We start from the raw sequence: 16,096 nt of genomic DNA on the forward strand, positions 1-16,096 counted from the left end.
GCATCCGCCCCGCATCATGAGACGCGCTTTTGCCGTGATCGCCGGATGGCTGGTCGCGTTCGGCCCGGCCGTCGCCGCGGCGGCAGACGCGCCGGCGCCGTCGATCGACGTCCAGGTGATCGCCGCGACCACCAGCGCGCGGAACGACGTCAGCCTGGTGCTGATGGTGACCGGTGACGGGCTGGATCCCAGCGCCCTGCCGGCCGATTCGGACCAGTGCGACGGCACTGGCTACACCCGTGGGGAAGATCCGCCCGAGGTCGCCTGCTACAAGATCGTCGCCACCGAGAACGGCCAGCCCGTCTCCGCCCTGTCGTACCAGCAGCTGTTCAACCACGGCACGGTCGGCTACCTGCAGCTGCGCTACCACACGCCGGTCGAGCCACGCTATGCCCGCACCCTGCGCATCGACCTGTCCTTCACGCTGGGGAACGACGTGGTCCGCAATCACAATCCCGAGGCGGGGATCGACATGGCCGGCTTCTCCAGCGACGCCTTCCCCGACCCGGACAACCCCTGGGCTCCGCTCTACGCCTTCCAGGACCGGCGGCTGAACGCGCTCTATGCCGGGCTGACCGACAGCCCGCAGGTGACCGGCGACCCGGCGCTGCGGTCGCTGCTGGTCAAGGCCGAGCGGGACTGGGTGGCGTCCAAGGAGGCCGATTGCACGGCCCCGCTGATGCCGACGCCGCTGGAGGCCGATTGGTGCCGGACGCTGCGCACCACCGACCGCATCAACCACCTGACGCTCCTGCGCCGCAGCGTGGCCGGGGCGACGCCATGATTCGCACCGGGCTGCTGGTGCTGGCGGCCGCCCTGCTGGGGACAGCCCTGCCGGCCCGGGCGGAACAGGTACTGACCGTGGAGATCCTGGCGGTGAAGGCCGCACCGGCAGACACCGGTCCGGCCGAGGTCAACATGCTGCTGCGCCTGACCGACGAGAGCGGCATCGACGTGCTGCGCCCCGAAGGCGACTGCGACAGCACCCTGCCCGGGATCGGCCAGACCACGACCGAGTGTTACGCCCTGGCCATCGTCGAGAACAGCGTGCCGATCGGGCGCTATGCCTATCACATCCTGGAGACCCGCAGCACCGACAGCTTCCTGCTGGTCACATATCCCTCCACCGCCACCGGCGACCGCGGGGTCAGCCTGCGCATCGACTACAACGGCTTCTATAACCACGATCCCGAAACGGTGCTGATGCTGTCGGACTACGACAACGGCACCCTGGACCCGAAGGACCCGTTCGAGAGCCTGCATCGCCTGTATGCCGGCAAGCTGAAGGCCTTCGCCGCCGAGCTGGCGGAGAACCTGCCGTCCGAGGTCAACGACGCCGCGGCCAAGAGCTGGCGCGACGCCTTCATGGCGGCGCAGCGCAAATGGGCGCAGTTCGTCGAAAGCGACTGCGTGCTGGCCGCGCGGCTGGCCGGCGAGGCCCAGCGGAGCCGCTGCCTGGCCGACCGCACCATGGAGCGGATCGACCAGCTGGACACCAGCTTCAGCCCCGATTGATCCCCGCACGGCCCGGCGCCGCACCGATTTCACGGAACTTCCGCGCCGATTGCCCCTTTCTCGTGACGCGTTCGCGATTCCGCGCTTCTGGAGAAAAGACCATGCGTTCCATTCGCCTGCCCCTGGCCGCCCTTACCACCATCGCCCTCCTGGCCGGACCGGCATTCGCGCAGAGCGACGTCCAGAACCTGCTGGATCAGGCCGGCAATGCGCTCGACAAGGCCGGCCGCACCGTGCAGCAGGGCTACCAGGACACCGCCAAGGCGATCGACGAGGCCATCGCCAACCCGCAGGATCCGTCCTACGGCTCGTTGGCCAGCCGCCTGGTGAAGTCCGACGTGCTGGATTCGGCCCACCGGCCGATCGCCGAGATCGCCGATTTCGTGATCGCGCCGAACGGCCAGGTGCTGCTGGCCATCATCCGCATCGGCGGCACGCTGGGCGTCGGCGGCCGGCTGGTGGCGGCCGACTACAGCCAGCTGACCCCGGTGCTGCAGAAGGGCCATCCGGCCTTCGTCTACAAGGGCGACCTCGGCGCCCTGCCGGACTACAGGGTCGCCACCGGCGGCTGAGGGGGCGGGCGGCCGGAGCACACCCGGCCGCCCACACCGCCGAAGGCCCGGCCAGGACCGCCCGGCCGAAGATCACAAGACCGTAAGTTGAATCCATGGCCCCACCCCGCCGATAGTCCTGGCGGGTATGGATTCACATGCCCGCGCGGCCGGCGGATCCGGTCCCGCGGCACCGGATAGCAGAAGACGGATAGTCATCGCACGGGCTCACCCGGCCCGATTCCGGTCAAGCACAGCGACGGTCGGAATCATGCGGGTGAAACCCCTTGCCAGCCCGGCGCAGAGTGCCGGTGTGACTGGCACCGCCAGTCCGGCTCCTTGGCTGGACGGCGGCGCGGAGGATCGCTCGTGATCCCGCGCCTCGTCATGTCGCTGCTGCTGCTCCTGCCGCTGCTCGGCTGCCTTTACATCCTGGCCGGCGCGGTGGCGGTCGGGCGCTATGCCCGGCGCCGGCCCCATCCGGCCGCGGCCTTCCCCTCGATCACGCTGCTGAAACCGCTGCACGGCGCCGAGCCCGGCCTGTACGAGAACCTGGCCTCGTTCTGCGCCCAGGACTATCCGGGCCCGGTCCAGCTGGTGTTCGGCGTCACCGATGTGCGCGACCCCGCCGTCCTGGTGGTCGAGCGGCTGCGCCACGCCTTCCCCCTGAAGGAGCTGACCCTGGTGATCGACCCGCGCCGGCACGGGTCGAACCCCAAGATGTCGAATCTGGCCAACATGGCGGAGGTCATCCGCCACGACACCGTCATCCTGTCCGACAGCGACATGCGGGTGGGGCCCGACTATCTGCGCCGGGTGGCGGGCGAGCTGCAGCGGCCGGGCACCGGCGGGGTGACCTGCCTGTACCACGGGGTTGCCGCCGCCGGGGTGTGGTCGCGGCTGTCGGCCCTGGCGATCGACACCCATTTCCTGCCCGGCGTGGTCACCGGCCTGGGCTGCGGCCTGGCCCAGCCCTGCTTCGGGTCGACCATCGCGCTGGGCCGCGGCACCTTCGACGCCATCGGCGGGGCCGAGGCCTTCGCCGACCAGCTCGCGGACGACCATGCCATGGGCGCCGCGGTGCGCGCCCAGGGACTCGGCGTCGCCGTGCCGTCCTTCACCATCGGCCATCTCTGCAGCGAGGCCTCGCTCGGCGCGCTGTGGGCGCATGAGTTGCGCTGGGCCCGGACGATCAAGAGCATCGACCCGGCCGGCCATGCTGGATCGATCATCACCCACGCCTTTCCGCTCGCGCTGGTCGCCGCGGCGCTGGGCGGCGGCCTGCCGGCCCTGGCCCTGGCTGGGCTGGCCGTGGTCGGTCGTGTCGCATTGTGCCTGCGGCTGGAACGTGCCTACGGTCTGCCACGCCATCCCTATTGGCTGATTCCGGCCCGCGACCTGTTGTCCTTCGCGGTGTTCGTGACCAGCTATCTGGGCCATGGCGTGAACTGGCGGGGACATCTCTACCGGCTGGTTCCCGACGGCACCCTGATGACGGATCGGCGGCCCCCTTCGCGATGACGCACCCTTGGTTCCTGCAGATCCTGCCGACCGGCGGCCGCGATGCCCGGTCCGGGCCGCTTCTGGCGCCCGGCCGGCTGCCGTGAAATTTAGCGATTCCCTAAAGTGAGCCGACTGCGTAGCCTGCCGCCAATGATTCCGGGTGCGGGCAGCCTGTGCCGGACCCGGCATGGACGACCGGAGAGCCCGTCGGGCCCGGCCCCTCGCGCCGGCGGATCGGTGCGGACGGCACAGGGGAAACGCGCAGGAACCGGACGATGACGACGCTCGAATCCCTGCCGGCGATTCTGCTCATGGTCATGGCCCTGGCCGGCTGCCTGTATCTCGGGCTCGGCATCGTGATGATCGGCCGCCACATGCGCCGCCGCGCCGCCGATCCCGGCAGCTTCCCGTCGGTGACGGTGATCAAGCCGCTGCACGGCACCGAACCCGGCCTGTTCGAGAACCTGTCCTCCTTCTGCATCCAGGACTATCCCGGCCCGATCCAGCTGCTGCTCGGCGTCGCCGATGCGCGCGACCCGGCCATCGCCGTGGTCGAACGGCTGCGCCACGCCTTCCCCAAGGTGGCGCTGGAGCTGGTGGTCGACCCGCGCCGCTATGGCTCGAACCGCAAGGTCTCGAACCTGATCAACATGTCGGAGGCGATCCGCCACGACGTGGTGGTGTTCTCCGACAGCGACGTGCGGGTGCGGCGCGACCATCTGCGCCAGGTGGTGGCGGAGTTGCAGGCCCCCGGCGTCGGCTGCGTCACCTGCCTGTATCACGGCCTGCCGACCGGCGGCCTGTGGTCGAAGCTGATCGCGCTGGGCATGGACGCGCATTTCACCCCCAGCGTGATCGTCGGCCTGGGCCTGAACATGGCCGAGCCCTGCCTCGGCACCACCATCGTGATGGAGCGGACCATGCTGGCCGAGATCGGCGGCATGGAAGCCTTCGCCGACCTGCTGGCGGAGGATCACGCGATCGGCGTGGCGATCCGCGCCCGCGGCCGCACCGTCGCCATCCCGGCCCAGCCGATCAGCCATCTCTGCAGCGAGGATTCGCTGCGGGCGCTATGGGCGCATGAGCTGCGCTGGGCGCGGACGATCAAGAGCATCGACCCCCTCGGCTATGCCGGGTCGATCATCACCCATCCCCTGCCGCTGGCCCTGCTGGCCTGGGCGCTGGGCGGCGGGCTGCCGGCCCTCGTCCTTGCAGGGCTGGCCCTCATCGGCCGGATCGCACTGTGCATCCGGCTGGAACGCGCCTACCATCAGCCGCGCCATCCCTATTGGCTGATACCCGCGCGCGACATCCTGTCCTTCGCGGTTTTCGTCGTGAGCTATCTCGGCCACGGCGTGAACTGGCGAGGGCATCTCTACCAACTCGTCCCTGACGGCACATTGATGACGGATCGGAGGCCCCCCTCCCCATGACCATGAAAACACTCTTCCTGCAGGCCCCATCCTTCGACGGTTTCGACGGCGGTGCCGGGTCGCGCTACCAGGCGAAGCGCGAGATCAAGTCCTTCTGGTACCCGACCTGGCTGGCCCAGCCGGCCGCGCTGGTCGAGGGATCGAAGCTGATCGACGGCCCGCCGTCGCGCATCACCCCGGCCGAAGTCGCCGCCCAGGCCAAGGATTACGACCTCGTCGTCCTGCACACCTCGGCCCCCTCCTTCGGCTCCGACCTGAAGATGGTCGAGGCGCTCAAGGCGGTGAACCCGTCGATCAAGGCGGGCTTCGTCGGCGCCAAGGTCGCGGTCGATCCCGATGGCGGGCTGGAGGGGTCGCCGCTGGTCGACTTCGTCGCGCGCAACGAGTTCGACTTCACCATCAAGGAAGTGGCCGACGGCCGCGACTGGTCCGGGATCGACGGCCTGTCCTATCGCAACGCCGAGGGGGTGATCGTTCACAACCCCGAGCGGGCGATCCTCGAGAACATGGACAAGCTGCCCTTCGTCACCCCGGTCTACCATCGCGACCTGAGGATCGAAGACTACTTCATCGGCTACCTCAAGCACCCCTACGTCTCGATGTACACGGGCCGCGGCTGCAAATCGCGCTGCACCTTCTGCCTGTGGCCGCAGACCGTGGGCGGGCACCGCTACCGCACCCGCAGCGTCGGCCATGTCATGGACGAGATCCGCTGGGCCAAGCAGGCGATGCCGCAGGTCCGCGAGTTCTTCTTCGACGACGACACCTTCACCGACGACCTGCCGCGGGCCGAGGCGATCGCCCGCGAGATGGGCAAGCTGGGCATCACCTGGTCGTGCAACGCCAAGGCCAATGTGCCGCGCGAGACGCTGAAGGTGATGCGCGACAACGGCCTCAGGCTGCTGCTGGTCGGCTACGAATCCGGCAACCAGCAGATCCTGTTCAACATCAAGAAGGGCATGCGGATCGAGGTCGCCAAGAAGTTCACCAAGGATTGCCACGAGCTCGGCATCCAGATCCACGGCACCTTCATCCTCGGCCTGCCGGGTGAGAACAAGGACACGATCCAGGAGACGATCCGCTTCGCCACCGAGATCAACCCGCACACCATCCAGGTGTCGCTGGCCGCGCCCTATCCGGGCACGCACCTGTACAAGGAAGCGCTGGAGAACGGCTGGCTCGACGCCGCCAACGCCGAGCTGGTCGACGACAAGGGCGTTCAGATCGCGCCGCTGCACTACCCGCATCTGAGCCACCAGGAAATCTTCCATTCGGTCGAGGACTTCTACCGGCGCTTCTACTTCCGCGCGCCGAAGATCGCCTCGATCGTCGGCGAGATGGTGCGCAGCCCGGAGATGATGAAGCGCCGGCTGCGCGAGGGCGTGGAGTTCTTCCGCTTCCTGCGTGAGCGTAAGGCCGCCTCGCTCTGAGGCTGCTGGCGGTCACGGCCGATGACTTCGGCATCGCGCCCGAGGTCAACGAAGCCGTGGAGCTGGCCCATCGCGACGGCATCCTCAGCGCCGCCAGCCTGATGGTGGCCGGGCCGGCGGCGGCAGACGCCGTCGCCCGCGCCCGCCGGCTGCCCAACCTGCGGGTCGGCCTGCACCTCGTGCTGATCGAGGCCTGGCCGACGCTGCCGCCGGAGCAGGTGCCGGACCTGGTCGACGGCAACGGCCGCTTCCGCATCGACATGGCCCGGCTGGGGCTGGAGATCGCCCTGCGTCCGGCGGTGCGGCGGCAGCTGCGGGCCGAGATCGAAGCCCAGTTCGCCGCCTATGCCGCGACCGGCCTGCCGCTCGCGCATGTCGACGCCCACAAGCACTACCACCTGCATCCGGTCATCGCCGCGGCGGTGATCGCCATCGGCAAGCGCCATGGCATGCGCAACCTGCGCGTGCCGGTCGAACCGGCATCGGTGCTGGCGGCGGTCGAGCCGGGATCGCGGCGCCCCCTGGCCACGTCGGCCGGCCCCTGGGCCCGGCTGCTGAGCCGCCGCGCCCGCCGCGCCGGGCTGACCACGCCGGATGCGGTGTTCGGCCTGGCCTGGTCCGGCGCCATGACCGCGGAGCGGGTCGCCGGCCTGCTGCACCGCCTGCCCGAGGGCCGGGTCGAGATCTACACCCACCCCGCGACCTCCGGCGGCTTCGACGGCGCCGCGCCGGGCTATCGCTATGCCGACGAGCTGACCGCGCTGCTGGCGCCGGAGTGCATCGCCGCCGCCCGCCGGCCGGGCGTGCGCCTGGGCGGCTATGGCGACCCGCAGCCGCGATCCGGCCTTCCCGCCGCCTGACGAAAACCATCTTCCCCGGGCATCAATGCTGTGCCCGGCGGGGGTTCCGGCGATGATCCCGAACCGGTCCGGGCTCAGGGAGGGGCATCCAATGCGTGCGACCCGTTTCGTCATCAGCCTGCTGGCCTTGCTCGCGCCCGGCAGCGCGCTGGCCATGACCACTTATGTCTACTGCATCAACGACCGGATCGAGGTCGACCCGCGCGACCCGCAGGAGATGCGCTCCGACCGTGGGGATTCCGAGATCTGCATCATCGGGCCGAGCTTCGATTTCGGGCCGGATGCCACGCGCTGGGTCGAGGCCAATCTCAAGGCCGGCGTCGGCGGGGCCTGCAGCTGCAAGTGATCCATCAGCCGGCCAGGAGACATGTCGCCTGCTGACCGTCGCCGAGGTCGACCGGCGGCGGGTCCTCCACGGCGCAGCGGTCGAAGGCCAGCGGGCAGCGGGTGCGGAAGCGGCAGCCGGACGGCGGGTGGCGCGGGCTGGGCGGGTCGCCCTCCAGCAGCATGCGCTCGGCCCCCGGCCGCGGATGCAGCCGCGGCACCGCCGACAGCAGCGCCCTTGTGTAGGGATGCCCCGGCCGGGCCCAGACCCGCGCGGTCGGCCCGGTCTCGACGATGCGTCCGAGATGCATCACCGCCACCCGGTCGGCGACGTGGCGCACCACCGCCAGGTCGTGGCTGATGAACAGGTAGGCGAGGCCGAATTCGGCGCGCAGCTCGGCCAGCAGATCGAGCACCTGGGCGCGGATCGAGACGTCGAGCGCCGACACCGGCTCGTCGCACACCACCAGCTTCGGCCGCAGCGCCAGGGCCCGGGCGATGGCGACGCGCTGGCGCTGGCCGCCGGACAGCTCATGCGGGTAGCGGTCGGCAAAGCCGCCGCCGAGCCCCACCCGGTCCAGCAGCCAGGCGACCCGGTCGCGCCGCTCGGCCCTGGGAAGGCCGGAGACGCGCAGCGGGTCGTCGACCGCGCGGCCGACCGTGTCGCGCGGGTTGAGCGAGGCGTAGGGGTCCTGGAACACCAGCTGGATCTGCGCCCGCAGCGGGCCGAGGGCGCGGCCCTGGCGGTGGGTGACGTCCTGGCCGTCGAAGCGGATGCTGCCGGCGTCGGGGTCGGCCAGCCGCGCCACCAGCCGGCCCAGGGTCGACTTGCCGCTGCCGGATTCGCCGACCAGCCCGACCACCTCGCCCGGCGCGATCGCCAGCGACACGCCGTCGACCGCCTGCACCGCATCCGGCGCCCGGCCGAAGCGCTTGACCACCCCATCGAGCTGCAGCAGCGGCGCGGTCATGCCGCCGCCCCGCCATCCAGCGACAGCGTCGCCGCCAGCAGCTGCCTGGTGTAGCCGTGCTGCGGCGCGTCGAGCACCCGCCGCGCCGGCCCGGTCTCGACCACCCTTCCCGCCTGCATCACCGCCACCCGGTCGGCCAGCTCGGCCACCACGCCGAGGTCGTGGGTGACCAGCAGCAGCGCCATGCCGCGGCGGTCGCGCAGGCGGCGGAACAGGTCGAGGATCTGGGCCTGGATGGTGACATCGAGCGCCGTGGTCGGCTCGTCGGCGATCAGGATCGCGGGGTCGGCCGCCAGCGCCATGGCGATCATCGCCCGCTGCCGCATGCCGCCCGACAGCTCATGGGCATAGGCGCCGGCGCGCGACGCCGGATCGGCGATGCCGACCTCGGCCAGCAGTTCCACCACCCGGGCCCGCACCGCCCGGCCGCGGCCGAGGCCATGCGCCTCCAGCACCTCGCGCACCTGCTCGCCGATGGTCAGCACCGGGTTCAGGCTGGTCATCGGCTCCTGGAACACCAGGCCGATGCGGCGGCCGCGGAGGACGCGCAGCGCCGGCTCGGCCAGTCCCACCAGCTCCTGCCCCGCCAGCCGGATCGAGCCGGCGATCCGGGCCGAGGGCGGCAGCAGGCCGGGCACCGCCAGCGCCAGGGTCGACTTGCCCGAGCCGGATTCGCCGACCACCGCCAGGGTCTCGCCGGGGTCGAGGTCGAGATCGACGCCGTCGACCGCGCGCACCGCCCCGCCCTCGCCGAAGAAGTCGACCACCAGGCCGCGGATCGCGAGCATCGCCGGCTCTCCGCTCATCGCCGGCCCCGCCTCGGGTCCAGCGCCACGGTCAGCGCCTCGCCCAGCAGGCTGATCGACAGCACGGCGACGGCGATGGCGAGGCCGGGGATGGCGGAGAGAGTCCAGGCGGTGCGCAGCACGGCGCGGCCATCGGCGATCATGCTGCCCCAGCTGACCCGGTTGGGGTCGCTGAGGCCCAGGAAGGCCAGCGCCGATTCGATCAGGATCGCCGCCGCCGCGGTCACCGTCGCCAGCACCAGCACCGGCGCCAGCGCGTTGGGCAGCAGCTTGGCGAAGGCGATCTCGCCCCACCCCATGCCCATGCAGCGATAGGCGTCGACATAGTCGCGGCGCGACAGGGCCATGATCTCGGCCCGCACCACCCGGGCCGGGCCGGGCCAGGCGCCGACCCCGATGGCGACCACCACGCTGGCCAGCGACGGCCCCAGCACCAGGATCAGCGCCAGGGCCAGGACGAAGCTGGGCACGGTCTGGAACGCCTCGGTCAGCCGCATCAGCGCCTCGTCGGCCCAGCCGCCGAGGAAGCCGGCGACGGTGCCGACCAGGGTGCCGATGCCGATCGCCATCGCCGCCGCCGCCGCCCCGACGCTGAGCGAGACCCGGGCGCCGTGGAACAGCTGGGCCAGCACGTCGCGGCCCAGCCGGTCGGTGCCCAGCCAATGGGCGGGGTCCTGGAACGGCGGCAGCTGCGCCGGGCCGGTGATGGCCAGCGGGTCGCCCGGGAACACCCAGCCGGCGGACAGCGCCATCAGCACCACCAGCCCGACCCCGGCGAGGCCGAGCCAGCCGTTGCGGTCGCGCAGCAGGCGGCGGAGCACGCGCATCAGCGGCGCCTCAGGCGCGGGTCGAGCCGGCTGTACAGCAGGTCCACCGCCAGGTTGACCAGGATCACCATCACCGCGCTGGCCAGGATGATGCCGAGCAGCAAAGTGAGGTCGCGCCGGGTCACCGCCTCGAAGGCCAGCCGGCCGAGGCCGGGGATGGCGAAGACGCTCTCGATCACCACGCTGCCGCCCAGCGCCGAGCCGAAATGCACCCCGAACAGGGTGACCATCGGCAGCAGCGCGTTGCGCACCACATGGCGCCAGGTGATGCGGCGCGGCGACAGCCCCTTGGCCCGGGCGGTGCGGACATAGTCGCTGCCGGCCACCTCCAGCATGCCGGCGCGCATCAGGCGCAGGTAGATCGCGACATACATCAGCGCCAGCGCCACCGCCGGCAGCACCAGGTGGCGGGCGGTGTCGGCGACCGCGGCCCAGCCGGTGTAGAGATCGGGCACCTCGGCCAGGCCGGCCAGCGGCAGCCAGCGCAGCTTGACCGCGAAGGCGACGATCAGCATCAGCCCGATCCAGAAGCCCGGCATGGCGTAGAGCAGCAGGCCGAAGCCGGTGATCAGCGTGTCGGCCCAGCGGCCGGCGCGCCCCTTTCCGCTCTGCCGGGCCGCGGCGACGCCGAGCAGCGTGCCGCAGGACAGCGCCAAAGCGAGGGCGGCGGCCATCAGCAGCGCGGTGTTGCCCGCCCGCTCCAGCACCAGGTCGAGCACCGGGCGGGAGAAGCCGACCGACCAGCCGAGGTCGAGCCGCACGACATGGGAGAGGTAGAGGCCGAGCTGCACCGGCCAGGGCTGGTCGAGCCCGTAATCGGCGCGCAGCTGCGCCACCAGCCCGGCGTCGCTGCCGCCCAGCTCGACCGCCAGCGCGTCGACCGCATCCCCCGGCGCGAGGTGCAGCAGGAGGAAGTCCAGGCAGATGACGATCAGCAGCACCGGCACCGCCTGGACCAGGCGCCGGACGAGGAGCGACTTCATGCGATGATGGCCCCGGCGATCCGCGACGCCGCCAGCTTACCCCGCGGAGTCCCCGACGCCACAGGCTTGTGCGCGGCCCCGCGCCCCCAACCCCCCATCGTCATTGCGAGCGCAGCGAAGCAATCCATCGGGCCGCTCGTGCGGGCCCATGGATGGATTCGTCGGCTTCGCCTCCTCGCAATGACGAAGAAGGGTGCGGGGCGAGGCCACGCCCCCACCCCTCAGCTGCTGTCCGGCTTCCGCGGCCGGGCCGGAGGCCGGCCGCCCGCAGGGCGATCCGGCCGCGACGGCCGACCGTCCCCGGCCGGAGGCTCGCCGGCCGCCTCGACGTCCCCGTCGGAAGGCTCGTCCAGCACCTCGGGCGCCTCTTCGTCTCCGTCGGCATCGTCCCACGCCCAGGGCAGCAGGGCCGGGTCGGGCGAGCGGCCGAGGCGGCGGCAGATCCGCCGCACGATCTCGTCGACCGGCAGGGTGTCGAGCTCGACATCGGGCGTCTCGGCCTCGGTCAGGCTCTCCCGCAGCTTCGCCTGCAGGCCCGCATCGGCGGACGCCTCACCCCCGACCGCCGCGACCACGGCGCGGGCGACCTGCGCCCGCCGCCGCTGCCGGCGCTCGCGCAGCGCGACCGCGGCCTTCTCCCTCTCGTCCTTGCGGGCGCGGTAGGCCTCGCGGATGCGCTCGGTCATGGCGATGGACAGGCGCACGGCGCGGGCGATTCGCGCCTGCATCAGCGCGAAATCGGGCGGCGGCGGCACGATCGGCGTCGCCATCTGCTGGACCTCGATCCGGCGGGCGGTGCGCATGTCGATATCGACCAGCTCGCGCAGCGTGCCCAGCGCCCACCCCGTCCACTCCCGGTCGGGATCGACCGGCTGGATCTCGGTGGCTTCGGAATCGGATGGCGCTTTGTCCATGGAACGTATCATGAACAAAAGCGACGAGTAATGCAACTGCGATCACGGGACCGATCTCGCCAAACCTCGACCTCACTGGCCCCAACAGCCCCCTGTCACCCGAACTCCACTGTCTCACCCATGGGATGCAGCCCAGGCTTGGCTTGCCGCGCGTTGGCAAGCATCGAGCCTTAGGAGCGCGCCCGCCCCGACCGGGACAGGCGCGTGTCAGTCAGAGCGTGAGGATGGCGATGATGATGTGCGTCAGGCCGGCAACGATGTGTTCGCGCTTCTCGTCAAGATCCTTCCCTCTTGCGGCAACGCTGGCACGGACAATGGTGGCGGCGCCAAAGGCGGCATAGAGGCAGAAGTGCAGATTGCAGCCATGCAGGGAGGCGGCGATAGTGTCGATGATCGGGAGCATCGGGGCATCTCCAGGGTGAACCTGGCCCCTTAGAAATGCCGTTGACGTGGAAAACTCGATGCAGTCGTCGGAAGGCCCGGAAAAGCCTGGAAATCCGCCCCCTTACCCCAAGAGGGCAGGCTTTGCTAAACTGCTGGACTGGCACCTGAATTTCGGCACACGCCCGAAGGGAGCTGCTGGCCGCCCTGGTAAACGGTGGGGGAACAAGGAATTTTCCGACGCCTGCGGCTGCGGCGACCGGACGGTGCGCAACTGGCGCACGGGTCGCAGCCAGCCTCCCGACCTGGGCGGCATTGAGCGCGAGCTGTTCGGGGACAATGCCGCCTATGACGAGTGGCGCGTCGATCTTCGGGCTGCCTATGACCCAGACGCGGGCATTGATGTCGTATCGATTCCGCGGCCGACACCGCATTTTTTGGGGCGCGACAGCGACATCGCGAGCCTCCTGGATGCCCTCCTGGCCCCTTCCGACCCCGTCGCCATCCTGGTCCAGGGTGGCCCGGGAATCGGCAAGACGACGCTCACCCAGGCCGTCGCGGCCCACCCGGACGTGGTCGGGCGCTTCGGGGAGGAGCGCCGATGGTTCGTCGCCCTGGAAACCGCAGTCTCTGCGGCAGCCATGCAGGACGCCATCATGCGCGCGATCGGCGGTGATCCCGCCGCGGGGTTCAAGAACGCGCTCGACAGCCTGCGCCCTCGGGGCGGCCTTCTCATCCTCGACAATCTTGAAACGCCCTGGGAACCTGCAGCGGAACGGCGCGCCACCGAGGCAACTCTTGCCGACCTTGCAGACGTGCGGAACCTAGCCGTCCTTGCCTCGTTCCGAGGCCGCGATCGTGTCGCTGGTCGAACCTGGAGCCGTGTCCATCCCGTCTCCGAGCTTAGCCCCACGGCGGCGGAGGACCTCTTCTGCCGCATCGCCGGCGAAAAGTTCCCGGGCGATCCCTTCCTGGGAAGCCTCATCAAGGCACTCGGCGGCGTGCCGCTGGCCATCGAACTCGTGGCCCATCAAGCTTTCGGGACATCGTCGCTCACATCGCTCTGGAACCGGTGGACGAAGATCGGTTCCGATCTGGCAGCGCACCCCGACCTCGAAGCGGGTCGCCTCACCTCGCTGCCTCATTCGATCGAGCTATCCTTGCAATCGAGCCGGATGCTCCCTTCCGCAATGCGGCTCTTCCGCCTTTTGGGTCAGCTTCCCGCGGGTATTGCGGGTAAGGATCGGGACGCCCTGCTCGCGGACGACGGTGATGATGCGCAGAACCGGCTGCGGCGCATCGGCCTTGCCGTCGAACGAGGAGGCAGGCTCGATCTGTTGCCGCCGATCCGCGAGCATGCTCGGCGCCATCATGCGCCGCACTCCCCCGATGCTACAGCATGGTGGGAGCATTATCTCGCCCTGGCCAGAAGTGGCGAGGCCATCGGCACCAAGGGCGGGGAAGGAGCCTTTGCACGGCTGCTGCCCGAGCATGTGAATATCGAGACAGCCCTTCTGGCTGCGCTGCGAGCAGGGCAGCGCACCCGAGCGATGACGGCCCTCCAGGGTCTCGCGCGCATGGCCTACATCGGTTCCCTGCCGACCCCCGTGTTGGCCGAGCTCGCAGCATCGTGCCGCATCGACGACGACGTCTTGGGTGAGGCCGGCTGCATCAGTAGCCTCGGCGACATCGCTCTTGGCCGCTCCGATCACGCCGCGGCCCGCACGGCTTATGAGCAGGCTCTCACGCTCTACCGGGAGGTCGGGTCCATCCTGGGCGAGGCCACTTGCATCAGCAATCTCGGCGACATCGCCCTTCGCCGCTCCGATCACGACTCGGCCCGCGCGGCCTACGAGCAGGCCCTGCCACTCTACCAGGAGGTCGGGTCCATCCTGGGCGAGGCCAACTGCATCAAGAGCCTCGGCGACATCGCCTTTCGCCGTTCCGATCATGGCGCGGCCCGCACGGCCTATGAGCAGGCCCTGCCGCTCTACTGTGAGGTCGGGCACGTCCTGGGCGAAGCCAGTTGCATCCAGAGCCTCGGTGACATCGCCCTTCGCCGTTCCGATCACAACGCGGCTCGCATGGCCTATGAGCAGGCCCTCACGCTCTACCGACAGATGGGGGACGTCTTGGGCGAGGCCAACTGCATCAGGAGTCTTGGTGACATCGCCCTTCGCCGCTCCGATCACAACGCGGCCCGCACGGCCTATGAGCAGGCCCTCACGCTCTACCGACAGATGGCGGACGTCCTGGGCGAGGCCAGTTGCATCATAGGCCTCGGCGACATCGCCCTTGGCCGCTCCGATCACGACGCGGCCCGCACGGCCTACGAGCAGGCCCTGCCGCTCTACCGCCAGGTCGGGTCCGTTCTGGGCGAGGCCAACTGCATCCAGGGCCTCGGTGAAATCGCCCTTCGCCGCTCCGATCATGATGCGGCCCGCACGGCCTATGAGCAGGCCTTGCCGCTCTATCGGGAGGTCGGGTCCGTTCTGGGCGAGGCCAACTGCATCCAGAGCCTCGGTGATATCGCCCTTCGCCGCTCCGATCACGACGCGGCCCGAACGGCCTACGAGCAGGTCCTACCGCTCTATCGCCAGATTGGGGACGTCCTGGGCGAGGCCAATTGTATCCACAGCCTCGGCAACATCGCCCTTGCCCGCTCGGATCACGGCACGGCCCGCGCGGCCTATGAGCAGGCTCTGCCGCTCTACCGTGAGGTCGGGCACGTCCTGGGCGAAGCCGGTTGCATCCAGAGCCTCGGTGACATCGCCCTTCGCCATTCCGATCACAACGCGGCCCGCACGGCCTATGAGCAGGCCCTCACGCTCTACCGACAGATGGGGGACGTCTTGGGCGAGGCCAACTGCGTCGCAAGGCTCGGCGAGATCGCCCTTCGCCGCTCCGATCACGGCGCGGCCCGCACGGCCTATGAGCAGGCCCTCACGCTCCACCGGCAGGTCGGGTCCATCCTGGGCGAGGCCAACTGCATCCGGGCCCTCGGCGAGATCTCCCTTCGCCGCTCCGATCACGACGCGGCCCGCACGGCCTACGAGCAGGCCCTGCCCCTCTACCGTCAGGTCGGGGACATCCTGGGCGTGGCCAGTTGCATAAAAGGCCTCGGCAACATCGCCCTTCGTCGCTCCAATCACGACGCGGCCCGAACGGCCTATGAGCAAGCTCTACCCCTCTACCGTCAAGTCGGGGATGTCCTGGGCGCGGCCAACTGCATTAAGAGCCTTGGGGACATTGACCTGCACCGCTCCGATCACGACGCGGCCCGCACGGCCTATGGACAGGCCCTCACGCTTTACCACCAGATCGGGGACGTCCTGGGCGAGGCCAACTGCATCAGGAGCCTCGGCGACATCGCCCTTCACCTCGCTGATCACGACGCGGCCCGTAGCACCTATAAGCAGGCCCTCACGCTCTACCGCCAGATTGGGAACGCCCTGGGCGAGGCCAGCTGCATCAGGAGGCTGAAGGAAATCGAATAGCAGGCGTGCGGCCGTTCAACCGCCGGACCGGGCGCAACCCGGGAAGACCGAAATGCATGGCATGAGCCACCGATCGATCGAGGTCGCCCTCCCTCTAGGCT

The 16,096-nt window shown here is 70.1% G+C and carries 15 protein-coding genes; 9 read left to right on the forward strand and 6 right to left on the reverse strand.

Annotated features, from left to right (window positions below; all coding sequences use genetic code 11):
- Nucleotides 1–16: 16 nt before the first annotated feature.
- The 8 genes from E9232_RS22930 (at nucleotide 17) to E9232_RS22965 (ending at nucleotide 7,638) form a co-directional block, all read left to right on the forward strand.
- Nucleotides 17–784 (forward strand): lysozyme inhibitor LprI family protein, encoded by a 768-nt coding sequence (locus tag E9232_RS22930; RefSeq protein WP_309797862.1) that lies wholly within the window; start codon nucleotides 17–19, stop codon nucleotides 782–784.
- Nucleotides 781–1,515: a lysozyme inhibitor LprI family protein gene (locus E9232_RS22935; protein WP_309797863.1), complete on the forward strand. Its 735-nt coding sequence runs from the start codon at nucleotides 781–783 to the stop codon at nucleotides 1,513–1,515. Before E9232_RS22930 ends, E9232_RS22935 begins: the two co-directional genes overlap by 4 nt.
- 101 nt (nucleotides 1,516–1,616) lie before the next feature.
- Complete coding sequence (locus E9232_RS22940; RefSeq protein ID WP_309797865.1) at nucleotides 1,617–2,087, forward strand: hypothetical protein; 471 nt, start codon at nucleotides 1,617–1,619, stop codon at nucleotides 2,085–2,087.
- A 348-nt stretch (nucleotides 2,088–2,435) separates the two neighbouring features.
- Nucleotides 2,436–3,587: a bacteriohopanetetrol glucosamine biosynthesis glycosyltransferase HpnI gene (hpnI, locus tag E9232_RS22945; RefSeq protein ID WP_309797866.1), complete on the forward strand. Its 1,152-nt coding sequence runs from the start codon at nucleotides 2,436–2,438 to the stop codon at nucleotides 3,585–3,587.
- 257 nt (nucleotides 3,588–3,844) lie between these two features.
- Complete coding sequence (gene hpnI / locus E9232_RS22950) at nucleotides 3,845–5,002, forward strand: bacteriohopanetetrol glucosamine biosynthesis glycosyltransferase HpnI (protein ID WP_309797868.1); 1,158 nt, start codon at nucleotides 3,845–3,847, stop codon at nucleotides 5,000–5,002.
- Nucleotides 4,999–6,432 carry a hopanoid biosynthesis associated radical SAM protein HpnJ gene (hpnJ, locus tag E9232_RS22955; protein WP_309797870.1) on the forward strand — a complete coding sequence of 478 codons (1,434 nt, stop codon included), beginning with the start codon at nucleotides 4,999–5,001 and terminating at the stop codon, nucleotides 6,430–6,432. The genes hpnI (E9232_RS22950) and hpnJ overlap by 4 nt, the downstream gene beginning before the upstream one ends.
- Before the next feature lie 5 nt (nucleotides 6,433–6,437).
- Nucleotides 6,438–7,292, forward strand: coding sequence for a hopanoid biosynthesis-associated protein HpnK (gene hpnK, locus E9232_RS22960; RefSeq protein WP_309798267.1), 855 nt, complete (start codon nucleotides 6,438–6,440; stop codon nucleotides 7,290–7,292).
- 91 nt (nucleotides 7,293–7,383) lie between these two features.
- Nucleotides 7,384–7,638, forward strand: coding sequence for a hypothetical protein (locus tag E9232_RS22965; RefSeq protein ID WP_309797872.1), 255 nt, complete (start codon nucleotides 7,384–7,386; stop codon nucleotides 7,636–7,638).
- A gap of 4 nt (nucleotides 7,639–7,642) precedes the next feature.
- On the opposite strand, the gene E9232_RS22970 is transcribed toward E9232_RS22965, so the two are convergent.
- The 6 genes from E9232_RS22970 to E9232_RS22995 all read right to left on the reverse strand — a co-directional run bounded on the left by E9232_RS22970 (nucleotide 7,643) and on the right by E9232_RS22995 (nucleotide 12,520).
- On the reverse strand, nucleotides 7,643–8,587 hold the full coding sequence (locus E9232_RS22970) for an ABC transporter ATP-binding protein (RefSeq protein ID WP_309797874.1): 945 nt from the start codon (nucleotides 8,585–8,587) through the stop codon (nucleotides 7,643–7,645).
- On the reverse strand, nucleotides 8,584–9,375 hold the full coding sequence (locus E9232_RS22975) for an ABC transporter ATP-binding protein (protein WP_309797876.1): 792 nt from the start codon (nucleotides 9,373–9,375) through the stop codon (nucleotides 8,584–8,586). Before E9232_RS22975 ends, E9232_RS22970 begins: the two co-directional genes overlap by 4 nt.
- A gap of 14 nt (nucleotides 9,376–9,389) precedes the next feature.
- Complete coding sequence (locus E9232_RS22980; protein WP_309797878.1) at nucleotides 9,390–10,220, reverse strand: ABC transporter permease; 831 nt, start codon at nucleotides 10,218–10,220, stop codon at nucleotides 9,390–9,392.
- On the reverse strand, nucleotides 10,220–11,203 hold the full coding sequence (locus E9232_RS22985; protein WP_309797880.1) for an ABC transporter permease: 984 nt from the start codon (nucleotides 11,201–11,203) through the stop codon (nucleotides 10,220–10,222). The genes E9232_RS22980 and E9232_RS22985 overlap by 1 nt, the downstream gene beginning before the upstream one ends.
- Nucleotides 11,204–11,424: 221 nt before the next feature.
- A complete protein-coding gene (locus tag E9232_RS22990; RefSeq protein WP_309797882.1) occupies nucleotides 11,425–12,117 on the reverse strand; it encodes a hypothetical protein in 693 nt (230 codons plus the stop codon).
- A gap of 211 nt (nucleotides 12,118–12,328) precedes the next feature.
- Nucleotides 12,329–12,520: a hypothetical protein gene (locus E9232_RS22995; RefSeq protein ID WP_309797884.1), complete on the reverse strand. Its 192-nt coding sequence runs from the start codon at nucleotides 12,518–12,520 to the stop codon at nucleotides 12,329–12,331.
- 58 nt (nucleotides 12,521–12,578) lie between these two features.
- Between E9232_RS22995 and E9232_RS23000 the strand changes: the two genes are divergently transcribed.
- On the forward strand, nucleotides 12,579–15,995 hold the full coding sequence (locus E9232_RS23000) for a tetratricopeptide repeat protein (protein WP_309797885.1): 3,417 nt from the start codon (nucleotides 12,579–12,581) through the stop codon (nucleotides 15,993–15,995).
- The last annotated feature ends 101 nt before the right edge of the window (nucleotides 15,996–16,096 follow it).

The sequence above is a fragment of the Inquilinus ginsengisoli genome (assembly GCF_031453975.1).
Lineage (GTDB): Bacteria > Pseudomonadota > Alphaproteobacteria > DSM-16000 > Inquilinaceae > Inquilinus > Inquilinus ginsengisoli_A.

Excerpts from the sequence above, each read along its gene's own strand:
- E9232_RS22995 (WP_309797884.1), bottom strand. The coding sequence starts at position 12,520 with ATGCTCCCGATCATCGACACTATCGCCGCCTCCCTGCATGGCTGCAAT.
- hpnJ (WP_309797870.1), top strand. The coding sequence starts at position 4,999 with ATGACCATGAAAACACTCTTCCTGCAGGCCCCATCCTTCGACGGTTTC.
- E9232_RS22930 (WP_309797862.1), top strand. The coding sequence starts at position 17 with ATGAGACGCGCTTTTGCCGTGATCGCCGGATGGCTGGTCGCGTTCGGC.
- E9232_RS22965 (WP_309797872.1), top strand. The coding sequence starts at position 7,384 with ATGCGTGCGACCCGTTTCGTCATCAGCCTGCTGGCCTTGCTCGCGCCC.
- hpnI (WP_309797868.1), top strand. The coding sequence starts at position 3,845 with ATGACGACGCTCGAATCCCTGCCGGCGATTCTGCTCATGGTCATGGCC.
- E9232_RS22935 (WP_309797863.1), top strand. The coding sequence starts at position 781 with ATGATTCGCACCGGGCTGCTGGTGCTGGCGGCCGCCCTGCTGGGGACA.
- E9232_RS22990 (WP_309797882.1), bottom strand. The coding sequence starts at position 12,117 with ATGGACAAAGCGCCATCCGATTCCGAAGCCACCGAGATCCAGCCGGTC.
- E9232_RS22975 (WP_309797876.1), bottom strand. The coding sequence starts at position 9,375 with ATGCTCGCGATCCGCGGCCTGGTGGTCGACTTCTTCGGCGAGGGCGGG.
- E9232_RS22940 (WP_309797865.1), top strand. The coding sequence starts at position 1,617 with ATGCGTTCCATTCGCCTGCCCCTGGCCGCCCTTACCACCATCGCCCTC.
- E9232_RS22985 (WP_309797880.1), bottom strand. The coding sequence starts at position 11,203 with ATGAAGTCGCTCCTCGTCCGGCGCCTGGTCCAGGCGGTGCCGGTGCTG.
- E9232_RS23000 (WP_309797885.1), top strand. The coding sequence starts at position 12,579 with ATGCAGTCGTCGGAAGGCCCGGAAAAGCCTGGAAATCCGCCCCCTTAC.
- E9232_RS22980 (WP_309797878.1), bottom strand. The coding sequence starts at position 10,220 with ATGCGCGTGCTCCGCCGCCTGCTGCGCGACCGCAACGGCTGGCTCGGC.
- E9232_RS22970 (WP_309797874.1), bottom strand. The coding sequence starts at position 8,587 with ATGACCGCGCCGCTGCTGCAGCTCGATGGGGTGGTCAAGCGCTTCGGC.